We start from the raw sequence: 21697 nt of genomic DNA, 5'->3' as shown, positions 1-21697 counted from the left end.
ACGGAGTTTTCCACAACCCGCTGACCGTCCACCAAGATCCCACAGCGCTGCGGGCCGCCCCCATCGTTGGCACCGGAGGTGGTGCCGACAATGAACGCACGAGACGCGATGGGCAGGTACGGCGAATCCCTCGCCGCCCGCCGGCTGACCGAGGCCGGGATGACCCTCCTGCGGCGCAACTGGCGCTGCGGCAGGACCGGAGAGATCGACATCGTCGCCCGGGACGGAGACGTCCTGGTCGTTTGCGAGGTCAAGACCCGCAGGGCAGGCTCCTGGGAACACCCGATGGCCGCCGTCACACCCGCCAAGGCACGACGGCTGCGCACCCTCGCCGCACACTGGGTCCACACCCACGGCGGAGCCCCGCCCGGCGGCGTCCGCATCGACCTGGTGGGGGTGGTCCTGCCGCCCCGGGGCGCACCCGTCGTCGAGCACGCCCGGGGGGTGGCGTGATGGGATTCGCCCGCACCTGCTCCGTGGCCCTCATGGGCGTGGAAGGCGTCGTCGTCGAGGTCCAGGCCGACCTGGAACCGGGCGTGGCCTCCTTCGCCCTGGTCGGCCTGCCCGACAAGAGCCTCACCGAGAGCCGCGACCGGGTCCGGGCGGCGGTGGTCAACTCCGGAGCCGAATGGCCGCAGAAGAAACTCACCGTCGGCCTCAGCCCCGCCCCCGTCCCCAAGAGCGGCAGCGGCTTCGACCTCGCCGTGGCCGCCGCCGTCCTCGGCGCCACCGAACGCGTCGACCCCCGGCCGCTCGCCGACATCGTCATGATCGGAGAGCTGGGCCTCGACGGACGCGCCCGCCCCGTCCGCGGCATCCTCCCGGCGGTCCTCGCCGCGGCCGACGCCGGGTACGAACAGGTGGTCGTCCCCGAGAGCGCCGCCGCCGAAGCGAGCCTCGTGCCCGGCGTCTGTGTCCTCGGCGTGCGCAGCCTGCGCCAGCTCATCGCCGTCCTCGCCGACGAACCCGTCCCCGAGGAGGAAGCGGACCGCCAAGGCCGCCCCGACCCGCTGCTCGCCGGACTGCGCATGCCCGGCACCGGCGCCGCCACCGGCACCCACAGCCCCGCAGACCGGGGCCACGACCTCGCCGACGTCGTGGGCCAGGCAGCGGCCCGCACCGCCGTCGAGGTCGCCGCCGCAGGCGGCCACCACCTCTTCCTCGAAGGCCCTCCGGGCGCGGGCAAGACGATGCTCGCCGAACGGCTCCCCGCGGTGCTTCCCCGGCTCACCCGCCCGGAGTCCCTGGAGGTCACCGCCGTCCACTCCCTGGCCGGCCTGCTGCCCCCGGGCAAACCCCTCATCGACACCGCCCCCTACTGCGCGCCCCACCACTCGGCCACCATGCAGTCCCTGGTCGGCGGCGGCCCGGGCATCGCCCGCCCCGGCGCCGTCTCCCTCGCCCATCGCGGCGTGCTCTTCCTCGACGAGGCGCCCGAGTTCAGCGGCCACGCGCTCGACGCCCTGCGCCAGCCGCTGGAGGCCGGACACGTCGTCATCGCCCGCAGCGCCGGAGTGGTCCGCTTCCCGGCCCGCTTCCTGATGGTCTTGTCTTATGCGGGTTCGGACATGTCCTTGTTAGCGTCCAGCCGTGCGAACGAGAGACACGGGCGTGTTGGGGTGGCGGGTGTTTTTCACGCGTCGCGAGCTGCCCCAGCCGCGGGCTGGGACCGATGTGCTGGCCGAACTTGATGACCTTGACGACTGGCTGGACTCGCGGGGAGTCGAGGACGGATCGCCGTACCTGATCGACCCGTTGGGCCGGTACGACGTCGATCTGAACGACTACTTCCTGACCGAGCTGGCGAACGAGCCGACCACTACGCAGGAGGCTGTGGCCTACGACCTGAAGCGGTTCCTGAAGTTCTTGTGGGACAACCGCGGCCGCAGGAGTTGGAAGGTCGCCACGGCGGAGGACCGGGCGGCGTTCAAGCACTGGCGGATCAGCGACATCGCCGGTCCGCGGGTAGAGCTGACAACCTGGGACCGCGAGGTCGCCACAGTCCACCAGTTCTACATCTGGGCGGTGAGGGAGAGCCACGCAGCCCGCAACCCGTTCCGCCAGCGGAAGTCCCGGAGCCGTGATCCGCGCAGGCGGACCGCAGAGGAGACCCCGGCGGAGGCTTCGCACGAGGGCCGCCCCAACGACATCGAGTGGCTGCCACCGGTCCTCTACCGCCAGTGGAGGGATGCGGGACTGCGGGGATTCACCCCGGAGGGGCTCCCGGATCGCTCGTTCCGGGGCCGGTTCGCCTCGCGGAACGCGGCCTACAGCGACTCGATGATCCGCACCGGATTGCGGCTGTCCGAGCAGACCAGTCTGAGCCTGTTCGAGCTGCCCGAGGTGGTGCCGGGCGTGCTGAACATGAGGTCGTGGCTGCCGAAGGCCATCGCCAAGGGCGGCTCGGCCCGCCGGATCTACTTCGCGGCGTCCCCGCTCAAGGACGTGTGGGACTACGTCGAGACCGACCGGGCCGAGGCCGTCGAGGCGGCCCGGGATAACGGCGCCTACGAGCGCATCCGCAATCCGCTGATCATCACCAACCCGCGCAAGCCGGTCGTGATGCTCGACGGCGAGCGCGTGAACATCGCCAAGCTCAAGCACCACGAGCGCCGCCGGGTGCTGATCGACACACCGCAGGGGCTGGAGCCGGCGGCCTTGTGGTTGAACCAGTACGGCATGCCGAGCAAGCCGTCGGCCTGGCAGGAGGTCTTCAAGACCGCCAACGGTCGGTGCGAACGGCTGGGGCTGAAGGTCAGATGCCACCCCCACGTTTTGCGGCACAGCTTCGCGGTGATCACTCTCGAACAGCTGATGCGCGGGCACATCCAGGAGATGGCGGAGATGACGCCGGGCCAGCGCTTCACCTTCCAAAGGATCTTCGGTGACCCGCTGAACTGGGTCCGGATGCGACTGGGCCACTCATCGATCGAGGTCACACAGCTTTACTTGCACACCCTGGAAGAACTGGCGATGGAGACCCGGATGGCGCTGGTCCCCGACGGCTGGGAGCCGACCGGGGTCCACCCGGAGGACCTGGAGGAGAAGGCGGTGGACGATGCCGCCTGAGATCCCGAGCCAGCGGCGCCGGACCGGGCGAGGCCGGGTCTCGCCCCAGCCGGACGGCTTCTACGAGCCGGAAATCGTGCGCGAGGAGGCCGGCCCGGTCGTCGAGTTCTTCGGCGAGGACGGCCGACGAGCCACCTACTCGTTCGCGGAACTACCGTGTCCCGGGCTCCATGCCGATCTCGCCGCGGCCTGGGCCCGCAGGACCAGCCCCACGGGCGACGGGCTGCGAACCCGCGCTGCCGCCGAATACGCCTGGGGCGTGATCGCACGGCTGATGAGATGGCTGGGCGAACTCGCCCGCCCGCCACGGGCGTTGCGCGGACTGTCCCTGTCTCACCTGCGGCGTTTCGACCAGCACCGGCGCATGACGATCCAGGCCACCAGCGCCGTGCTGGAAATGGCCCAGATCAGAGCCCTCCTGAGGGAGGTCGAGCCAGCCGGTCTGCTGCGAGAGGAAGTACGGGAGTATCTGGACCGGCCCGGACAGCTCTACGGCCGCTGGCGGGAAGTGCGGGCCAAGGAGCCGCCGCCCGGCTACTCGGACCGCGAGTTCGCGGCGATCATGGCCGCCGCCCGCAAGGACGTGGTCGCGATTCGCCAGCGGTTGCGGGCCTCCCGCACGCTGATCGAGCGGTTCGAGACGGCCCCGCACACCCTCAGTGGGGACGAGCGGGCACGGGCCGAGGAACTGGCGAGGATGCTGAGGACCGGTGAGGTTCCCCCGCCGATGAAGGCTAAGGGCAACGGTGGGCACCTTCCCGATCTGGCCGCGCAGAGGGACCGCGCGGGACAGGTGTTCCTCACCACCCAGGACCTGCCCTCGCTCATGGTGATGGGGGTGGGCCTCTCTGGCCGAAACGGCGAGACGATCAAGGAACTGGCCGCCGACTTCCGTGCCCTCGACGGGCGGGCGGTCGCGGTCAATCTGCTCAAACGGCGCCGTAACAAGGCCCGCACCCGCCAGACGGTCCACTGGGAGGTCGGGAGCGAGAGCTCCCGCCTGCACACTCCCGGCGGCTGGTTCCTGCTCCTCAACGAGCTGGCCGAGTCCAGCCGCGTGTTCAGCAGGTCGGAGCGGGTGTGGTCGATCTGGACCGGCGACACCGCCGGCGGGCCGGAGGACTTCAAGGCCGCCCGCAGCGCGGCCAAGGGCCACATCGACCCGTTCGGCCTGAAGCTCGCGCGGCAGTTCGAGTGGAACAAGTGGGTCGCCCGGCACGAGTTGACGGCTGATACTGCTGACGATGAGGCGGAGCCCGAGCCGCTGGTGCTGACGATGAACCGGTTGAAGAAAACGGCCGAAGTCCGCACCACACGGGCGGTCGGCGGGCACCTGCCGTCCGCGTCGCGAACCAACACGCCAGACGTGTCGTTCCTGCACTACCTGCGCAACGACCCGACCATCCGGGACTGGGCCGAGCAGATCCTCACCGAGGCCCTGGAGGACACCGAGGCGTCCGCCCGCGCCTTCCGGGGACGGATCTTGGACGAACAGATGGCCAAGGAGGCCGGGCACGACCCCGCGGCCGCGGCCGAGAAGCTGGGCACTACAACGGACAAGCTCACCGCCGCCATGAGCGGCGAGCTGGACACGCTGGTGGCCTCCTGCCTCGACTTCGAGCACAGCCCCCAGAACGACGGCGGGCTCTGCAACGTGTCGTTCCTGACCTGCCTACGCTGCCCGAACGCGCTGGTCGCGGAACGGCACCTGCCGAAGCTGTTCGCGCTGCTGCGATGGCTCCAGAGCGAACTCGACGCCCGAGGCGTCGACGACTGGATCGCCCGCCACGGCATCACCTGGCTGATCATCACGCGCCTGATCCTGCCCAAGTTCACCGAGGCCCAGCAGGAGCAGGCCCGCGCGAACGCCTCCGAGAAGCTGCCCACCGAACTCCTCGACGGACTCAAGGAGCCCTCGTGACCGACCTGACCGTCGGCGAAGTACAGCCGAACGTGCGCAACCGCAGACGAGTACGCATCCCTGCCGACGCCCTCGTCCTGGCCGGGCGCCCTCTGCGGCCCGGAGTGAGGCTGAACGATACCTCCAGGTTCAGTGACGACACCTGGCTCCTCAAGCACACTCAGACGCAGAACCACCAGAGCGAGCTGGTGCTGAACTTCCGTCGCATCCCCGCCGCCTTTCGCACAGTGGCGAAGGAGATCTGCTTCACGCTCCTGCGCGGCGACCTGCCACCTGGCTGCGAGGCGATCCGCAGCATCGACTCGATCCTGGGCTATCTGACCGAGCTGAAGATGGTCTTCGAGTGGGCAGAGAGCCGAGGCATCACCGAGGTCGCCGCGATCACCCCGACGGACGTCGAGGCGTTCGCCCGCTACATCGCCGGGCAGCGGCTCAGCCAGAACACCAAAGACCACCGCCACCGGGGCATGAGACTGCTGTGGTTGTGCCGGTCGAAGACCAACGACCCCATGGCCTTCGACCCCGCTGCCGTGGTCGCCGGGATGCGGTTGCCCCAGTCCCGCTCGGCGACCTCCCGGCGCCGGGAGAACGTCACCGACCGCATCCCGGAGCAGGTTCACGCCCCCTACCTGGTCTGGGCCCTGCGTTTCGTCGACGACTTCGCCGCCGACATCGTGGCCGCCCACGAGGAATGGCGGCAGCTGAACCGATGGTCCATGCCGGCCCGGCGGCGCCGCGGCCAGAAACCCGCCGGACGACATCAGGTCGTCAAGGCCACGACCCGGGTCCTGGCCCGCTACCGGGCCGAGCGGCGCCCGCTGCCGGGCTGGAAGGACGAACCCAACCGCTGCCACATTGCCCGCGAGGCCCAGGTCGAGCGCACGAGCCTGTCGGACAAGTACGCAGGAGGGAAGTTGATCCGGGAGGCCGCCGCCGAGCTGGGTGTCGCGGACGCCACCTACCTGCGGACGCCGGTTACCGGACAGCTGGACGGACAGCCCTGGCGCGGACCTATCGAATACGACGACGTCGAACTGCTGACACGCATGTTGCAGACCGCCTGCTACGTCGTCATCGCGTTCCTCTCCGGCATGCGCGACAGCGAGGTCAAGCACATCAAACGCGGATGCGTGAAAGCCTGGCGCGATGAGGACGGCCGCGTGGTCCGCCGCCGACTGAAGAGCCTGGCTTTCAAGGGCGAGGAGGACCAGACCGGGGTCGAGGCCACCTGGGTGATCAGCGGGCCCGCCCAGCGAGCCGTCGAGGTCCTGGAGCGGCTTCAGCCGGCCAGGCAGAAGTTCTTGTTCGCACTGCTGCCGCCTTCCCGCGGCTACATCGCCCAAGGCGGCCAGAACGAGGCGAAGACAACAGCAGCGACGAACAAGGACCTCATCGCCTTCGGGCAGTGGATCAACGACTACTGTCGCCGCACCGGACGGGACGACGGCGTCCCCCTGGTCGATAAGCAGGAGTGGAAGATCACCACCAGCCAGTTCCGCCGCACCCTGGCCTGGTTCATCGCCCGTCGTCCCGGCGGCGTCATCGCTGGCGCCCTGCAATACCGGCATCTGCGGGTCCAGATGTTCGAGGGCTATGCAGGCACCTCGGAGTCGGGGTTCCGCGACGAGGTCGAGGCCGAGGACGCCATCGCCCGCGGTGAGAAGCTCGGCGACCTGATCACCAGCCACGAGTTCCACCGTCTGACCGGACCGGCCGCGGCCGAGGCGGAAAGTCGGCTGGCAACCTTCGAGCGGCACGTCCAGTTCGACGGCAAGGTCATCAACGACCGCAAGCGGCTCCAGCGGCACATGAACCGCCACGACCCGCACATCTATCCAGGGGAGTACGTCACCTGCGTCCACAACCGTGACCGGGCACTCTGCCACCGGTCGGACGGGAAGGAAGGCCCATCGTTGCCCGACTGCCAGCCCCTGCGCTGCCGCAACGTTGCGCTGACCAGCGAAAACCTCGCCCATATGCGGGACGCTCTGACCGCCTACGACCGCGAACTTGCCCGGGGCGAGTTGCTCGCCCCACTCGTCCGCCACCGCCTGCAAGCCCGTCGCCAAGAGATCGCCGACTTCCTCGCCGCGACCATCGGCCCAGCTCAGGCCGTCACCACGGAGGCATCATGAACCGCCCGCTGCCCACCGACGAGCAGGTCCGCAGCGCGATGACGGCCGAACTCGACGAGAGCGAGGCCAGCGGTCGGCGGGCCACCGCCAGCAACGTCGAGAAGCAGCTCGGCGTCACGCACGCGACGTTCTACCGGAACTACCCCGACCTGATCGAGTGGTTCAAGGTCCAGCTCGTGGCCCGGCGTCAGGAGGTAGTGACCGAGAAGGGCACGAGCAAGCGAGAAGACGACCTGGACCGGCTCCGGCGCGAGAACACCGACCTCCGCAAACAGGTGAGAATCTATGCCGAGGCCATCCGCCAGCTCACCCTGGACAAGGCTGCGCTGGAGGACACGGTCCAGAGCCTTGCTGGGATCGCCAGTCTCGACGATCGCCGGCGTCGGCAAACAACCGATCTCGACACCGGGCCGTTCACCAGCTGAGGTCGTTTCCCTCTCCATACACTGCCGTCACCCCAGACAGCGGAGAGACCAGCCACGCCTTGCTCAGCACGCCAGGCCAGTCTTGCGCGATCTCGTGGATCAGGTGACTGACCACGAAGGGCGGAAGGTCGAAGACCGGTTCCGGTTTCCCCTTCCCCGGGCTAAGCATGGGCCGGCTGTCTATGAGCAGCCCGATGGGGCGGGTCGCCGCCACAGCTCTGACTCCCGCCAACTGCTTGCGCAGCTTGCCTTCGATAGCCCGCCCGATGGTGGGACGGATCTCGTTGACGTTGAACCGCCAGTGCCCGTCAGGGTCAAGGCGCCCTGACCAGCCAGAAGTCAGATCAGTGAAGGAGATGATCACCCGCAGCTCGTCCGGGCACGGCCAGAATCCGATCGTGGGCACGGGGAAGGGGCGTTGGGGCAACCGTCGCATATCAACGAATGGCTTGCCCCGCTCGACCGCTTTCCTAGCCATGGCGACGACTTGGGCATACAGCCGGTCTCCCGCCTTCTTCGACACTCCCATCCACGGACTGGCCGCCAGGTTGACGATCAAGCCGCCACCGGGTGCTTCCGCTGCGAGGTCGGTCAGCAGACCTATGAGACGCTCAGCCACGGCATCCTGGGTTGCCACCCGACGTTGATCTTCCTGCGGAGCGGGGAGCACGGTGTGATCAACGAAGCCAGCCACACCGTTCACGGCCACTTCGGCGTCTACGGGGATAGGCGGGGTGAAGGGATACAGGTCCCTTTGGCGCTCGGGGCTGCCCAAGAGTTCAGCGTGATGCCCTTCGTTCCTCATGGCTTCGAGCAAGGCCGCGAAGGCGCTCATCTCGCGCGGCTTGTCAGCCAACAGCTGCAAGGGTTCTGCTTCGTCAGCCGTCATCCGCCCCATCCTTCTCTCGATTACGAGCACCAGCTTGCACCGTCAGATCCAAGTTGGTGGCCTCATGCGGAGAGCAGCCAGCGCGGACAACGGACAGAAATGAAAGGCCCTCATAACCTCGCCGCCAACCCGTGCCCCTGCGGACGCTTCAGCCAGAACGACGAGCATTGCGAATGCCCGACGTCACTCGTCCGCCGCTACCAGGCCCGGCTCTCCGGCCCCCTCCTGGACCGGGTCGACCTGCGGGTCGAGGTGGACCGTGTCACCCGCGCCGAACTCACCGCCACCGGCACCCGCGGCGACTCCACCGCCACCGTCGCCGACCGGGTCCGCGCCGCCCGTGAACGCTCCGCCGCCCGTCTCACCGGCACCCCGTGGCACGCCAACAGCGAGGTCCCCGGCCGCGAACTGCGCACCCGCTGGCGCGCCGCACCGGGTGCGCTCGACCAGGCGGAGCGCGGCCTCGAACGGGGCCTGCTCACCGCCCGCGGGCTCGACCGGGTCCTGCGCGTCGCCTGGAGCGTGGCCGACCTCGTCGGACACGACCGCCCGGACGCCACCGACGTCGCCCTCGCCCTGCAACTCAGGACGGGCGTGCCACGAGGCGTGCCGATGCTGCTGGGGGCGGGGACATGACGGGCGCGGCAGCGGGGCGGAACGAGGGGCGCGGCGAACGGGACCCCGGCCCCCGGCAGGGCGACGGCGGCGCCACCGGCCGGGCCGGTGGCGCCGGCACGGCTCGCGCGGCCCGCACGGCGGGTGCCGTCGGTGCCGCAAGCGCCGTTGGTGAGGAGCCTACGGGGGTGCCGGGCGCGGAGCACGGGCGTACGGGCGTGAACGGGGGAGCGCCACCGGGCGCGGGCGTGCCGAGCGGCCCTCGCACACCGGATGGGCCCGGCGGGCCGCCTTCCTCCGGCGGACTTCCGCAGTCCGGCGCGCCACCCGGGGGCACGGTGGCGTCGGGTGGCGCGGGACCACAGCTGGGTGGCGCGGGAGGCCCGGGGCAAGCGCCGCCCGGCGCGGACCGGGAGTACGCGCCGGGGACGGGGGAGGACCCGGAGGACCCGGAGACACTCGGCCGGATCTTCCTCACCCGCGTCCTCGAACCCGGCGACGCGACAGGCGGGCGCTGGGTGCGGGAACTCGGCGTCACCGAAGTCGTCCGGCGCCTGCGCGAAGGCGGCACCGCCCTGCCGGGGGCCGGCGAGAAACGCTGGGCCGGGCTGCGCGCCCGCGCCGTCCGCGCCGACCCCCGCCAGGACCTCGCCGCCGCCCGGACAGCGGGCGTCCGGTTCGTGCCGCCCGGCACGGCGGAGTGGCCCCGGCAACTCGACGACCTGGGCGACGCCCGCCCCCTCGGCCTGTGGGTCCGCGGCCTGCCCAGCCTGCGGATGTGGGCGCTGCGCTCCGTGGCCGTCGTCGGCGCCCGCGCCTGCACCGCCTACGGCGCCCACATGGCCGCCGAACTCGCCGCCGGCCTCACCGAACGCGGCTGGGTCGTCGTCTCCGGCGGGGCCTACGGCGTCGACGGCGCCGCCCACCGCGGCGCCCTCGGCGCGGGCGGCGCCACCGCGGCCGTGCTCGCCTGCGGAGTCGACCGCCCGTACCCGGCCGGCCACGCCCGTCTGATCACCAGGATCGCGGAACAGGGCCTGGTCATCGGCGAACTCCCACCCGGCGACCATCCCACGCCCAGCCGCTTCGTCCTCCGCAACCGGGTGATCGCCGCGCTCACCCGGGGCACCGTGGTCGTCGAAGCCGCCCTCCGCAGCGGCTCCCTCGTCACCGCGCGCGCCGCCCAGCGCCTGGGCCGCCACACCATGGGCGTCCCCGGCCCCGCCACCAGCACCCTCTCCGCCGGAGTGCACGAGATGCTGCGCGGCGGCGCCGTCCTCGTCACCGACGCCGCCGAGATCGTCGAACAGGTCGGCGCCATGGGCGAACTCGCCCCCGACCGGCGCGGACCCGTCCTGCCCACCGACCTCCTCGACCCCGGAACCCGCCAGGTCCTGGCCGGACTCCCCGCCCGGGGCGCCGCGACGGCGGACGAGATCGCCCGCCAGGCACAGACCACCCAGGACGACGCCGTCGCCCGGCTGTACGAACTTCGAGCACTTGGGTACGTCGAACGACACAGCGACGGTTGGAAGTTGACACGCCAAACCATGATCTCCGCGCGCGGCGGCCGAAGTCCGCGCTGACCGAGCGTGTTCGGCCGTCCGGGGTAACCCCTACCCCCTTGGGAATTCCCGAAGTTGAGGTAGTCGAGTGATCGCGCAGAGTGATCATCGCCACCTCTTCGGAGCATTCAGCGGAACGTATCTGCATACCGCTCCGCCCCGCCCCTCGCGCACCGCGACAGCTCAGTCACGCTACGCTCACGAGGGCCCCCGCACAGACGGGCACCAACCGGACAGTGGACCGGCAGCCACCATCGGCTCCCCACACACGATCACGGCAGAACGGCACAAGGCGACGAATGCCCCAGCACACCTCCGGGTCCGACAGGGCGGCGATCCCCCCGGCCGCCCGAGACGGTGGCGGCGTGCGCCCGCCCGCTCCCTCGACGCTCGACGAGTTGTGGCGGTCGTACAAGGAGACGGGAGACGAGCGGCTGCGGGAACAGCTCATCCTCCACTACTCGCCCCTCGTCAAATACGTGGCGGGCCGGGTCAGCGTCGGACTGCCCTCCAACGTCGAACAGGCCGACTTCGTCTCCTCCGGAGTCTTCGGACTGATCGACGCCATCGAGAAGTTCGACGTCGACCGGGAGATCAAGTTCGAGACGTACGCGATCACCCGCATCCGCGGCGCGATGATCGACGAACTGCGCGCACTGGACTGGATCCCCCGCTCGGTACGCCAGAAGGCACGCCATGTCGAGCGCGCCTACGCCACCCTGGAGGCGAGGCTGCGCCGCACCCCCTCCGAAGGCGAGGTGGCCGGCGAGATGGGCATCGCGGTGGAGGACCTGCACGCGGTTTTCAGCCAGTTGTCCCTGGCCAACGTCGTGGCACTGGAGGAACTGCTGCACGCCGGGCAGGAGGGCGGCGACCGGCTCAGCCTCATGGACACCCTGGAGGACACCGCCGCCGACAACCCGGTGGAAGTGGCCGAGGACCGCGAACTGCGCCGCTTCCTCGCCCGCGCCATCAACACCCTGCCCGACCGGGAGAAGACCGTCGTCACGCTCTACTACTACGAGGGCCTCACCCTCGCCGAGATCGGCAACGTACTCGGAGTCACGGAGAGCCGGGTCAGCCAGATCCACACCAAATCCGTCCTCCAGCTCCGCGGCAAACTGGCCGGATTCGCGCGCTGACCCGCCCCGGACGGCCGAGAGCCGGACCGCTCCGCCACCCGGTCGGCGGGCGCGCGCCCGGTGGCCGACTCCCATACCGGCAGTCACCTCCGTACAGTGGAAGGCGTGCCAAGGATTCGAGCGGCCTCCGTGGCCGAGCACCGGTCGATGCAGCGTGCCGCCCTGCTGGACGCGGCACGCTCCCTGCTGTCCCACGGCGGTACCGATGCCCTGACCTTCCCCGCTCTCGCCGAGCGGACGGGTCTGGCCCGGTCCTCCGTCTACGAGTACTTCCGCTCGCGCGCCGCCGTCGTCGAGGAACTCTGCGCGGTCGACTTCCCCGTCTGGGCGGCGGAGGTCGAGGCGGCCCTGGCCCAGGAGGCCACACCCGAGGGCAAGGTCGAGGCGTACGTGCGCAAGCAGCTCGCCCTCGTCGGCGACCGCCGGCACCGCGCCGTCGTCGCGATCTCGGCCAGCGAACTGGACGCCGGGGCGCGCGAGAAGATCCGGGCGGCCCACGGCGGGCTCATCGCCATGATCGTCGAGGCGCTGGCCGAGATGGGGCACGCCCAGCCCCGGCTGGCGGCCATGCTGCTGCAGGGCGTCGTGGACTCGGCCGTGCGCCGGATCGAACTGGGCGCCGCCGAGGACCCCGAGACGATCACCGAGGCCGCGGTGTCCATGGCCCTGCGCGGCGTACGGGGCTGACCCGGCCGGCAAGGCGCCCGGTGGGCCCCGGCGTCAGGGTGTGCCCGTGATCCGGCCGCCCTCCGGCCGCGGAAGCGGAACACCGAGCACCGGCAGCAGCCGGGGCGGGCCCCCGTCGAGCAGCCACGGCGGCAGGAGCGCCAGCGGATTGAGGTAGACCTCTCCGCGCAGCAGACCCCAGTGCAGGCAGCCCGCACAGTGCGGCCCCGCCGGCTCCAGCGTGCCCAGCACGTCACCGGCGGCCACCTCGTCGCCGCGCCCCACGGACGCGGCGACCGGGAGGTACGTCGTCCGCAGCGGCGGATCACCCGTGCCGGCCAACTCCACGGAGACGACGCCCCAGCCGCCCACCCGGCCGGCGAAGGACACCCGCCCGGCCGCCACCGACCGCACGGGCCCGGACGCCGCGGCGGCGAGATCGACACCGCGGTGCCCCGGCCCGTAGGGCGTCGACGGCGGCTCCCAGCCCCGGACGACCGCCGGCCGCCGGCCCACCGGCCAGTTCCGGGCGAGGGCGGGGACGTCGGGGGTGGGGGCGTCCAGGACGCGGAGGTCCAGAGCGGCGACGTCGGGGACGGGGCCGGGAGCGGTGACGTCGGAGGGAGTGGCGAGGAGGCCGAGCGGCGTAGCGGTCACCAGGGGGGCCGCCCCCACCCCCTCCCCCCTCCCCTCCGCCCCCACCCCCGGTGCCAGCACCCCCGGCACCATCAGCCCCCACGCCCCCATCCACACCCCGGCCCGCACCCGCACCCGCGCCGCCGGCCCGGCGCGCACACCACCCCGCGCGCCCGCACCCACTCGCGCGCCCGTCGGCACCGGCACCCTGCCCCGTCCTCGCGCGCAACCCTCAACCCACTCCAGCACCCGCCCCCACCCGGGCACCCGCCCCCACCCGGGCACCCGCACCCGACCCGGCACCCGCACCCGACCGGGCCCACGCCCCGCCATCGGCCCCTTGACCGATCTCGACGTCGGGTCCCGCATCGGCCCCTTGACCGATCTCGACGTCGGGTCCCGCATCGGCCCCTTCACCGATCTCGACGTCGGCTCCCGCACCGGCCCCTTCACCGATCTCGACGTCGGCTCCCGCACCGGCTCGCTCACCTGACCGCGCGGCCCCGCCACCCGACCGCCTGATCCCGGCATCCGTCCTCTCATCGGCCCCGCCACCCGACCGCCTGACCCCACCACCCGTCCTCTCACCGGCCCGGCCACCCGACCAACTCGGCCCCCGCGTCCGAGCCCTCCGCGCTTCCCCCCTCGTCCTCGACCCCACCACTCCCGCCCTGCCTTCGGGCCCGGTCCCCGCCCGCACTCCCGCCCCTGCCGTTGCCTTCGCCTCCGCCCTCGCCCTCGCCCTTGCTCCTCTTCCCGACCCCGCCGACGTCCCCGCTCCGGCGCCCGCATCCGTGCTCGCGTTCTCATGCCGGAACTGTCCCGTAGGCGGCATCCGGCGTGTGCGGACCTGTGGACGGGTGTCCGGTTGTGGACAACCGCGTCACCCGGTGGTCCTCCGGTCCCGTACACTTCTGATGGCGACCCGGGTCATCGGGTCGACTTCGCACGCCCCGGTACCAGGGCCGGCAGCAGCCGCAGCCCGGGTAGCAGCGCCCCTCGGTCCCTCGTGGCACGGCGCATCGTGGGCGTCAGGCGCGGGAGCCGTCCGGTTCCCGCGGCACAACCGAGAAAATCAAGGAGATACGGCCATGGCCGTCGTCACGATGCGGGAGCTGCTGGAGAGCGGCGTCCACTTCGGTCACCAGACCCGTCGCTGGAACCCGAAGATGAAGCGCTTCATCTTCACCGAGCGCAACGGCATCTACATCATCGACCTGCTCCAGTCGCTGTCGTACATCGACCGCGCCTACGAGTTCGTCAAGGAGACCGTCGCCCACGGCGGCACGGTCATGTTCGTCGGTACGAAGAAGCAGGCGCAGGAGGCCATCGCCGAGCAGGCGACCCGCGTCGGCATGCCCTTCGTGAACCAGCGCTGGCTGGGCGGCATGCTCACCAACTTCTCGACCGTCTACAAGCGTCTGCAGCGCCTCAAGGAGCTCGAGCAGATCGACTTCGAGGACGTGGCCGCCTCCGGCCTCACCAAGAAGGAGCTGCTGGTCCTCTCCCGCGAGAAGGCCAAGCTGGAGAAGACCCTCGGCGGTATCCGCGAGATGTCCAAGGTGCCCAGCGCCGTCTGGATCGTGGACACCAAGAAGGAGCACATCGCGGTCGGCGAGGCCCGCAAGCTCAACATCCCGGTCGTCGCGATCCTCGACACCAACTGCGACCCCGACGAGGTCGACTACAAGATCCCGGGCAACGACGACGCGATCCGCTCCGTCACCCTGCTCACCCGTGTGATCGCCGACGCCGTCGCCGAGGGCCTCATCGCCCGTTCCGGCGCCGCCACCGGTGACAAGGGTGAGAAGGCCGCCGGCGAGCCGCTCGCCGAGTGGGAGCGCGACCTGCTCCAGGGCGAGAAGGCCGAGAAGGCCGAGGCCCCCGCCGCCGCCGAGGCCCCCGCCGCCGAAGCCCCCGCCGCCGAGGCCCCCGCCGCCACGGAGGAGCCCGCCGCGGCCGAGAAGCCGGCCGAGGCCCCCGCCGCCGCCGAGGGCGAGCAGGGCTGACCGTCCCGTCGGTGTCGACGGCGGGAGCGCGGACCGCGCCGGCCCCCGGCCTCCGGGCCGGGGAAGGTGTGCCGGGCGCTCCCGCCGTTCACCCGTAGGTCGGCGGCCGGTCACGCGGTCACGGCTCCCTGGGCCGTGGAGACCGCGGGCCCCGCAGATCTCCGAACCTCCAGACTTCGAGAAAGACTCACAGACTCATGGCGAACTACACCGCCGCCGACGTCAAGAAGCTCCGCGAGCTCACGGGCGCCGGCATGATGGACTGCAAGAAGGCGCTGGACGAGGCCGAGGGCAACGTCGACAAGGCCGTCGAGGCGCTCCGCATCAAGGGCCAGAAGGGCGTCGCCAAGCGCGAGGGCCGCTCCGCCGAGAACGGCGCGGTCGTCTCGCTCCTCGCCGACGACAACACCTCCGGCGTCCTCGTCGAGCTGAAGTGCGAGACGGACTTCGTCGCCAAGGGCGAGAAGTTCCAGAGCGTGGCGCAGGCCATCGCCGAGCACGTCGCCAAGGTCGCCCCGGCCGACATCGAGGCGCTGCTCGCCTCCGAGATCGAGGCCGGCAAGACCGTCCAGGCGTTCGTGGACGAGGCCAACGCCAACCTGGGCGAGAAGATCGTCCTGGACCGCTTCGCGCAGTTCTCCGGCGGCTTCGTGGCCGCCTACATGCACCGCACGATGCCCGACCTGCCCCCGCAGATCGGTGTCCTCGTCGAGCTGGACAAGCCGAACGCCGAGGTCGCCAAGGGCGTCGCCCAGCACATCGCCGCCTTCGCGCCGAAGTACCTCGCCAAGGAGGACGTGCCGGCCGAGGTCGTCGAGAGCGAGCGCCGCGTCGCCGAGGAGACCACCCGCGCCGAGGGCAAGCCCGAGGCCGCCCTCCCGAAGATCGTCGAGGGTCGCCTCAACGGGTTCTTCAAGGAGGCCACGCTCCTCGGCCAGCCCTACGCGCTGGACAACAAGAAGTCGGTCCAGCAGGTGCTGGACGAGGCCGGTGTCACCCTGAAGCGCTTCTCGCGTATCAAGGTCGGCATCTGACTCCGTACCGCGACGGACGCACGACCCCGGTAGGGTCGGCGGCAGTCGTCCGCACCGCGCGCGTACGCCGTGCCGCGCACGCGCGCGGCGCGGGGCGACAGCAGATCTGACGAGGAGGCCATTGCCGAGCATGGGATGCGAACCACGCCCCCACCGGCAATGGCCTTCTTCGTGTGTGTGACCCACGTAAAAGAGGCGAGATCTCCATGACCACCAAGGCCGAGAAGAGCGACGACGGCAAAGTACGCGGCCGGTTTCTGCTGAAGTTGTCCGGAGAGGCCTTCTCCGGCGGTGGGGGACTCGGCGTCGACCCCGACGTGGTGCACGCCATCGCCCGCGAGATCGCCGCCGTGGTGCGCGACGGCGCGCAGATCGCCATCGTCATCGGCGGCGGCAACTTCTTCCGCGGCGCCGAACTCCAGCTGCGCGGCATGGACCGCGCCCGCTCCGACTACATGGGCATGCTGGGCACCGTGATGAACTGCCTGGCCCTCCAGGACTTCCTGGAGAAGGAAGGCGTCGACTGCCGCGTGCAGACCGCCATCACCATGGGCCAGGTCGCCGAGCCCTACATCCCGCTGCGCGCCGTGCGCCACCTGGAGAAGGGCCGCGTCGTCATCTTCGGCGCGGGCATGGGGATGCCGTACTTCTCCACCGACACCACCGCAGCCCAGCGGGCCCTGGAGATCGACGCCGAGGCGCTGCTCATGGGCAAGAACGGGGTGGACGGGGTCTACGACTCCGACCCCAAGGCCAACCCGGACGCCGTGAAGTTCGACGCGCTCGGCTACGGCGAGGTCATCACCCGCGACCTGAAGGTCGCCGACGCCACGGCCGTCACGCTCTGCCGCGACAACCGCCTTCCCATCGTCGTCTTCGAACTTCTGAAGGAAGGCAATATCGCCCGCGCCGTCAAGGGTGAGAAGATCGGCACGCTCGTGGGTGACCACGGCAGCCGGGACTGACCGGAGAACCACCCCCCTCCGTGGCCGGACGCCACCTGTCCGGGCGACGGCGGGGACGGTGCCGGGCCGGGGGATGGACAATGTCCCGCCGGTCGGGAACCGTGCAGGAAGAAGACGCGACGCAGCCGGCCGCCGCCCCCACGGGAGCGCGGCCGGGCCTTACTCAAGACACGCAGGAGCAAGTGGTGATCGAAGAGAGCCTCCTCGAAGCCGAGGAGAAGATGGAGAAGGCCGTCGTGGTCGCCAAGGAGGACTTCGCCGCGATCCGCACCGGCCGTGCGCACCCGGCGATGTTCAACAAGATCGTGGCCGAGTACTACGGGGCGCCGACGCCGATCAACCAGCTGGCCTCGTTCTCCGTGCCCGAGCCGCGCATGGCCGTGGTGACGCCGTTCGACAAGACCGCGCTGCGCAACATCGAGCAGGCGATCCGCGACTCCGACCTGGGCGTCAACCCCAGCAACGACGGCAGTATCATCCGGGTGGTCTTCCCCGAGCTGACCGAGGAGCGCCGCCGCGAGTTCATCAAGGTCGCGCGGGCCAAGGGCGAGGACGCCAAGGTGTCCATCCGCGCCGTGCGCCGCAAGGCCAAGGACGCCATCGACAAGCTCGTCAAGGACGGCGAGGTCGGCGAGGACGAGGGCCGCCGTGCGGAGAAGGAGCTCGACGACACCACCGCGAAGTACGTGGCGCAGGTGGACGAGCTCCTGAAGCACAAGGAAGCCGAACTGCTCGAGGTCTGATGAACCACTCTTCCTGGGGAGCGCCGCCACACGCCGGGTACGGGGGGCCGCCCGACCAGGGGCCTGCCCAGGGGGCCACCGCCCCGGCGGGGCCCGCCCACGATGCGCACCAGGCGCAGCAGACCCGCCCCATGCCCGTCGTCCCCGGCGTCCCCGGACACGGACACGGCGGTGACCAGGACGACCGGGGGGCCGCCGGGCACGGTGGTCCCCTCTTCCGCGACGACACCCCGCCCGCGCGGCCGTACCCGGCGGCGCCGCAGAATCCGGAGCCCATGCCCGACACCCCGCAGCCGGCCGCCGGGCCGCCGCAGAAGAAGAGCGCGGGGCGGGACCTGGGGGCCGCGATAGGGGTCGGCGTGGGGCTCGGCGCGGTGATCGTCGCGTCGCTCTTCGTCGTCAAGGCCGTCTTCGTCGCCGTGGTCGCGGTCGCCGTGGTCGTGGGGCTGTGGGAGCTGACCTCGCGGCTGGAGGAGCGCAAGGGCGTCAAGGCGCCCCTGGTGCCGCTGGCGGTGGGCGGCGCGGCCATGGTCGTCGCCGGGTACGCGCGGGGCGCCGAGGGCGCGTGGATCGCCATGGCGCTGACCGCGCTGGCGGTGCTGGTGTGGCGGATGGCGCGACCGCCGCAGGACTACCTGCGGGATGTCACGGCGGGCGTGTTCGCCGCGTTCTACGTGCCGTTCCTCGCCACGTTCGTCACCATGATGCTCGCCGCCGACGACGGCGCCTGGCGCGTGCTGACCTTCCTGGTGCTGACGGTGGTCAGCGACACCGGGGCGTACGCGGTCGGCTGGCGGTTCGGCCGGACCAAGCTGGCCCCGCGCATCAGCCCCGGCAAGACCCGGGAGGGCCTGATCGGCGCGGTGGCCTTCGCCATGGCGGCGGGCGCGCTGTGCACGCAGTTCCTGATCGACGGCGGTTCCTGGTGGCAGGGGCTGCTGCTGGGGCTCGCGGTCGCGGCCAGCGCCACGCTGGGCGACCTGGGCGAGTCCATGATCAAGCGCGATCTGGGCATCAAGGACATGGGCACGCTGCTGCCGGGGCACGGCGGCATCATGGACCGGCTGGACTCCCTGCTGCCGACGGCGCCGGTGGTGTGGCTGCTGCTGGTGCTCTTCGTCGGATCGGGTTGACAGGCATCGGGTACGCTGGAAGGGCCCGTGGCGCTGTCCGCGGGCCCTTTCCCGTGTTCCCGCCGCTTCCGCCGGCCCGCTTCCGCGGCCGGTGACCGTCGGCGGGGACGGTCCCGTGAGGTCTCCTGGCTCCGGCATGGCCTTGCCGTCTTCCCGCCGTGCGCGGGGGTGCCGTAGGCCCGTCGTCCAGAGGAGTTGCCCGACCGTGGCCCGACCCGTCCCCGGTGAGCTCACCTTCGTCGCGCCCCGCGGGGCGCAGCGTCCGCCGCGTCACCTCGCCGATCTCACGCCGGCCGAGCGCAAGGAGGCCGTCGCCGCGATCGGTGAGAAGCCGTTCCGTGCCCGGCAGCTCTCCCAGCACTACTTCGCGCGCTACGCGCACGACCCGGAGCAGTGGACCGACATCCCGGCGCGCGCCCGCGAGGGACTCCGGGAGGCGCTGCTGCCCGAGCTGATGACGGTCGTGCGGCATCTGTCGACGGACGAGGGAACCACCCGCAAGACGCTGTGGCGCCTCTTCGACGGCACCCTCGTCGAGTCCGTCCTGATGCGCTACCCGGACCGGGTGACCATGTGCATCAGCTCCCAGGCGGGCTGCGGCATGAACTGCCCGTTCTGCGCGACCGGGCAGGCGGGCCTGGACCGGAACCTGTCGACGGCCGAGATCGTGCACCAGATCGTGGACGGCATGCGTGCCCTGCGCGACGGCGAGGTCCCCGGCGGACCGGCCCGGCTCAGCAACATCGTGTTCATGGGTATGGGCGAGCCGCTCGCCAACTACCGGCGGGTCGTCGGCGCCATCCGCCGGCTCACCGACCCCGAGCCGGACGGCCTCGGCCTGTCGCAGCGGGGCATCACCGTCTCCACCGTCGGTCTGGTCCCCGCCATCCACCGCTTCTTGGACGAGGGCTTCAAGTGCCGTCTGGCGATCTCGCTGCACGCCCCCGACGACGAGCTGCGTGACACCCTCGTCCCGGTCAACACCCGGTGGAAGGTGCGGGAGGTGCTGGAGGCGGGCTTCGCGTACGCGGCGAAGTCCGGGCGGCGGCTCTCCATCGAGTACGCGCTGATCCGGGAAATCAACGACCAGGCGTGGCGCGGTGACCGGCTCGGCCGGCTGCTCAAGGGCAAGCCCGTGCACGTCAACCTGATCCCGCTCAACCCGACACCCGGCTCGAAGTGGACCGCGTCGCGGCCCGAGGACGAGAAGGCGTTCGTGGAGGCGATCGCGGCGCACGGCGTGCCGGTGACCATCCGGGACACCCGGGGCCAGGAGATCGACGGGGCCTGTGGCCAGCTCGCCGCGAGCGAGAGGTAGTCTGGCCGACGCGGGGACATCTTCATACGGTTCACGACATACGGTTCACGGAATACGGTGTACGGCATACAGTGCCGTGTGCGTGTGCCGGGGCGGTGTCCCGCGCCGACAACTCCACATCCCGACATCTTCATATTCCGACAGGGGAGCGCCACAGCGCTGAGAGTGCGGCACCGGCCGCAGACCCTCCGAACCTCGCCCAGGTCATTCTGGGTAGGGAGATCGGTCACCACTCAAGCTGCTGCGTCCTGCCCGGGCCCCGCGAGGGACCCGGGCAGGGCCGCGTCTCCTTCTGGAACCCCAGGAGGAATCAGTGAGCATCACCCGCAAGGTCACCGTCCTGGCCGCCGGGCTGGGCCTGGTCACGCTGTCCGCGTGCGGATCGTCCGGCGGCTCGGACACCGGTTCCGGTGCCGGCGGCGCCAAGACGGTGACCCTGGTCAGCCACGACTCGTGGGCCGCCTCGAAGGACGTCATCGCCGCCTTCGAGAAGAGTTCCGGCTACAAGGTCCGGGTCCTGGAGGACGGCGAGGCCGGACAGGCCGTCAACAAGGCCATCCTCACCAAGGACAACCCGCAGGGCGACGTCTTCTTCGGCGTCGACAACACGCTGCTCTCCCGGGCGCTCGACAACGGCCTGTTCCAGCCGTACGCGGCCAAGGGGCTCGACGCGATCGACGAGCGCTACCGGGTCGACGGCGACGAACACCGGGTCACGCCCGTCGACTACGGCGACATCTGCGTCAACTACGACAAGGCGTACTTCGAGCGGCACGAGCTGGCGCCGCCGGAGACCTTCGACGACCTGGTCAAGCCCGAGTACAAGGACCTCCTCGTCACCGAGAACGCCGCCACCTCCTCGCCCGGCCTCGGCTTCCTGCTCGGCACCGCCGCCCGCTACGGCGACCAGGGCTGGACGGACTACTGGAAGAAGCTCAAGGCCAACGGCGTCAAGGTCGTCGACGGCTGGGAGCAGGCGTACAACGAGGAGTTCTCCGGATCGGCCGGCGGCAAGGAGGCCAAGGGCGACCGTCCGCTGGTCGTCTCCTACGCGTCCTCGCCGCCCGTCGAGGTGATCTACGCCGAGCCCCGCCCGGACACCGCGCCCACCGGCGTGGCGACCGGCACCTGCTTCCGGCAGATCGAGTTCGCCGGCCTGCTGGCCCACGCGAAGAACCCGGAGGGCGGCAAGGCGTTCATCGACTTCCTGATCGGCCGGGAGTTCCAGGAGGACATGCCGCTCAACATGTTCGTCCACCCGGTGAACCCGGACGCCGGGCTGCCCGCGGAGTTCACCGAGTTCGCCCCCAAGGTCGAGGACCCGCGGACGATGGCCCCCGCGAAGATCGCCGAACACCGTGACCAGTGGGTCACCTCGTGGTCCTCGCTCGTCCTGAAGTGAGCGCCCGCCCCGCCCGCCGGCGGAGCGGGA

The 21697-nt window shown here is 71.0% G+C and carries 18 protein-coding genes, 2 pseudogenes and 1 riboswitch; of the genes and pseudogenes, 18 read left to right on the top strand and 2 right to left on the bottom strand.

The features are described from left to right. The first annotated feature begins 90 nt into the window (after positions 1-90). The 6 genes and pseudogenes from VM636_RS08470 (at position 91) to VM636_RS08445 (ending at position 7550) form a co-directional block, all read left to right on the top strand. Entirely contained in the window at positions 91-453 is a 363-nt protein-coding gene (locus VM636_RS08470) for a YraN family protein (protein ID WP_030421564.1), read from the top strand. Beyond that, a pseudogene (locus VM636_RS08465) lies at positions 453-1553 on the top strand (ATP-binding protein); the annotation flags it as partial. The gene VM636_RS08470 and the pseudogene VM636_RS08465, both read left to right, overlap by 1 nt. Before the next feature lie 121 nt (positions 1554-1674). After that, positions 1675-3069 (top strand): integrase, encoded by a 1395-nt coding sequence (locus VM636_RS08460; RefSeq protein ID WP_338484241.1) that lies wholly within the window; start codon positions 1675-1677, stop codon positions 3067-3069. Further along, entirely contained in the window at positions 3059-4990 is a 1932-nt protein-coding gene (locus VM636_RS08455; protein ID WP_338484240.1) for a hypothetical protein, read from the top strand. The genes VM636_RS08460 and VM636_RS08455 overlap by 11 nt, the downstream gene beginning before the upstream one ends. Next, complete coding sequence (locus tag VM636_RS08450; protein WP_338484239.1) at positions 4987-7125, top strand: hypothetical protein; 2139 nt, start codon at positions 4987-4989, stop codon at positions 7123-7125. The genes VM636_RS08455 and VM636_RS08450 overlap by 4 nt, the downstream gene beginning before the upstream one ends. After that, the gene (locus tag VM636_RS08445; protein ID WP_338484237.1) at positions 7122-7550 is read left to right on the top strand and encodes a hypothetical protein; all 429 of its coding nucleotides are present in this window, start codon (positions 7122-7124) and stop codon (positions 7548-7550) included. The genes VM636_RS08450 and VM636_RS08445 overlap by 4 nt, the downstream gene beginning before the upstream one ends. Here the strand turns inward: VM636_RS08445 and VM636_RS08440 are convergent. Next, positions 7540-8439, bottom strand: a complete 900-nt coding sequence (locus VM636_RS08440; RefSeq protein ID WP_338484235.1) for a hypothetical protein — start codon at positions 8437-8439, stop codon at positions 7540-7542. The genes VM636_RS08445 and VM636_RS08440 overlap by 11 nt on opposite strands. A 117-nt stretch (positions 8440-8556) precedes the next feature. Between VM636_RS08440 and VM636_RS08435 the strand changes: the two are divergent. The 4 genes and pseudogenes from VM636_RS08435 to VM636_RS08420 form a co-directional block, all read left to right on the top strand. Further along, positions 8557-9075, top strand: a pseudogene (locus VM636_RS08435) (ATP-binding protein); the annotation flags it as partial. Positions 9076-9521: 446 nt separating this feature from the next. Further along, a complete protein-coding gene (gene dprA, locus VM636_RS08430) occupies positions 9522-10640 on the top strand; it encodes a DNA-processing protein DprA (RefSeq protein WP_051821445.1) in 1119 nt (372 codons plus the stop codon). A 278-nt stretch (positions 10641-10918) separates the two neighbouring features. Beyond that, positions 10919-11761 carry an RNA polymerase sigma factor WhiG gene (gene whiG, locus VM636_RS08425; RefSeq protein ID WP_030421567.1) on the top strand — a complete coding sequence of 281 codons (843 nt, stop codon included), beginning with the start codon at positions 10919-10921 and terminating at the stop codon, positions 11759-11761. A gap of 129 nt (positions 11762-11890) precedes the next feature. Continuing rightward, positions 11891-12448 (top strand): TetR/AcrR family transcriptional regulator, encoded by a 558-nt coding sequence (locus tag VM636_RS08420; protein ID WP_030421568.1) that lies wholly within the window; start codon positions 11891-11893, stop codon positions 12446-12448. Between the two features lie 33 nt (positions 12449-12481). Here VM636_RS08420 and VM636_RS08415 read toward each other — a convergent pair whose 3' ends face one another. After that, the gene (locus tag VM636_RS08415) at positions 12482-13006 is read right to left on the bottom strand and encodes a M23 family metallopeptidase (protein ID WP_053913733.1); all 525 of its coding nucleotides are present in this window, start codon (positions 13004-13006) and stop codon (positions 12482-12484) included. 397 nt (positions 13007-13403) lie between these two features. On the opposite strand from VM636_RS08415, the gene VM636_RS08410 reads away from it, so the two are divergent. From VM636_RS08410 to VM636_RS08375, 8 genes are all read left to right on the top strand, one after another. Then, positions 13404-13556, top strand: coding sequence for a hypothetical protein (locus VM636_RS08410; RefSeq protein WP_159042122.1), 153 nt, complete (start codon positions 13404-13406; stop codon positions 13554-13556). 598 nt (positions 13557-14154) lie between these two features. Next, positions 14155-15072, top strand: coding sequence for a 30S ribosomal protein S2 (rpsB, locus tag VM636_RS08405; RefSeq protein WP_053913689.1), 918 nt, complete (start codon positions 14155-14157; stop codon positions 15070-15072). Positions 15073-15269: 197 nt separating this feature from the next. Further along, positions 15270-16106, top strand: a complete 837-nt coding sequence (tsf, locus tag VM636_RS08400; protein ID WP_030422055.1) for a translation elongation factor Ts — start codon at positions 15270-15272, stop codon at positions 16104-16106. 206 nt (positions 16107-16312) lie between these two features. After that, positions 16313-17071, top strand: a complete 759-nt coding sequence (gene pyrH / locus VM636_RS08395; protein WP_030422056.1) for a UMP kinase — start codon at positions 16313-16315, stop codon at positions 17069-17071. A gap of 185 nt (positions 17072-17256) precedes the next feature. After that, entirely contained in the window at positions 17257-17814 is a 558-nt protein-coding gene (gene frr, locus VM636_RS08390) for a ribosome recycling factor (protein WP_030422057.1), read from the top strand. Next, positions 17814-18947: a phosphatidate cytidylyltransferase gene (locus VM636_RS08385; protein ID WP_078856138.1), complete on the top strand. Its 1134-nt coding sequence runs from the start codon at positions 17814-17816 to the stop codon at positions 18945-18947. Before frr ends, VM636_RS08385 begins: the two co-directional genes overlap by 1 nt. A 205-nt stretch (positions 18948-19152) precedes the next feature. Beyond that, the gene (gene rlmN / locus VM636_RS08380; protein WP_053913690.1) at positions 19153-20265 is read left to right on the top strand and encodes a 23S rRNA (adenine(2503)-C(2))-methyltransferase RlmN; all 1113 of its coding nucleotides are present in this window, start codon (positions 19153-19155) and stop codon (positions 20263-20265) included. A 132-nt stretch (positions 20266-20397) separates the two neighbouring features. Continuing rightward, positions 20398-20503: riboswitch (TPP riboswitch) on the top strand. Between the two features lie 75 nt (positions 20504-20578). After that, a complete protein-coding gene (locus VM636_RS08375) occupies positions 20579-21667 on the top strand; it encodes a thiamine ABC transporter substrate-binding protein (RefSeq protein ID WP_030422060.1) in 1089 nt (362 codons plus the stop codon). Positions 21668-21697: the final 30 nt, after the last annotated feature.

This window comes from Streptomyces sp. SCSIO 75703, assembly GCF_036607905.1.
In the GTDB taxonomy this organism is placed as follows: Bacteria; Actinomycetota; Actinomycetes; order Streptomycetales; family Streptomycetaceae; genus Streptomyces.
Note: the sequence above shows the minus strand (reverse complement) of the source record. Positions and strands in the feature narration are given on the sequence as shown.

Excerpts from the sequence above, each read along its gene's own strand:
- tsf (WP_030422055.1), top strand. The coding sequence starts at position 15,270 with ATGGCGAACTACACCGCCGCCGACGTCAAGAAGCTCCGCGAGCTCACG.
- pyrH (WP_030422056.1), top strand. The coding sequence starts at position 16,313 with ATGACCACCAAGGCCGAGAAGAGCGACGACGGCAAAGTACGCGGCCGG.
- VM636_RS08385 (WP_078856138.1), top strand. The coding sequence starts at position 17,814 with ATGAACCACTCTTCCTGGGGAGCGCCGCCACACGCCGGGTACGGGGGG.
- VM636_RS08455 (WP_338484240.1), top strand. The coding sequence starts at position 3,059 with ATGCCGCCTGAGATCCCGAGCCAGCGGCGCCGGACCGGGCGAGGCCGG.
- VM636_RS08470 (WP_030421564.1), top strand. The coding sequence starts at position 91 with ATGAACGCACGAGACGCGATGGGCAGGTACGGCGAATCCCTCGCCGCC.
- whiG (WP_030421567.1), top strand. The coding sequence starts at position 10,919 with ATGCCCCAGCACACCTCCGGGTCCGACAGGGCGGCGATCCCCCCGGCC.
- VM636_RS08440 (WP_338484235.1), bottom strand. The coding sequence starts at position 8,439 with ATGACGGCTGACGAAGCAGAACCCTTGCAGCTGTTGGCTGACAAGCCG.
- VM636_RS08445 (WP_338484237.1), top strand. The coding sequence starts at position 7,122 with ATGAACCGCCCGCTGCCCACCGACGAGCAGGTCCGCAGCGCGATGACG.
- rpsB (WP_053913689.1), top strand. The coding sequence starts at position 14,155 with ATGGCCGTCGTCACGATGCGGGAGCTGCTGGAGAGCGGCGTCCACTTC.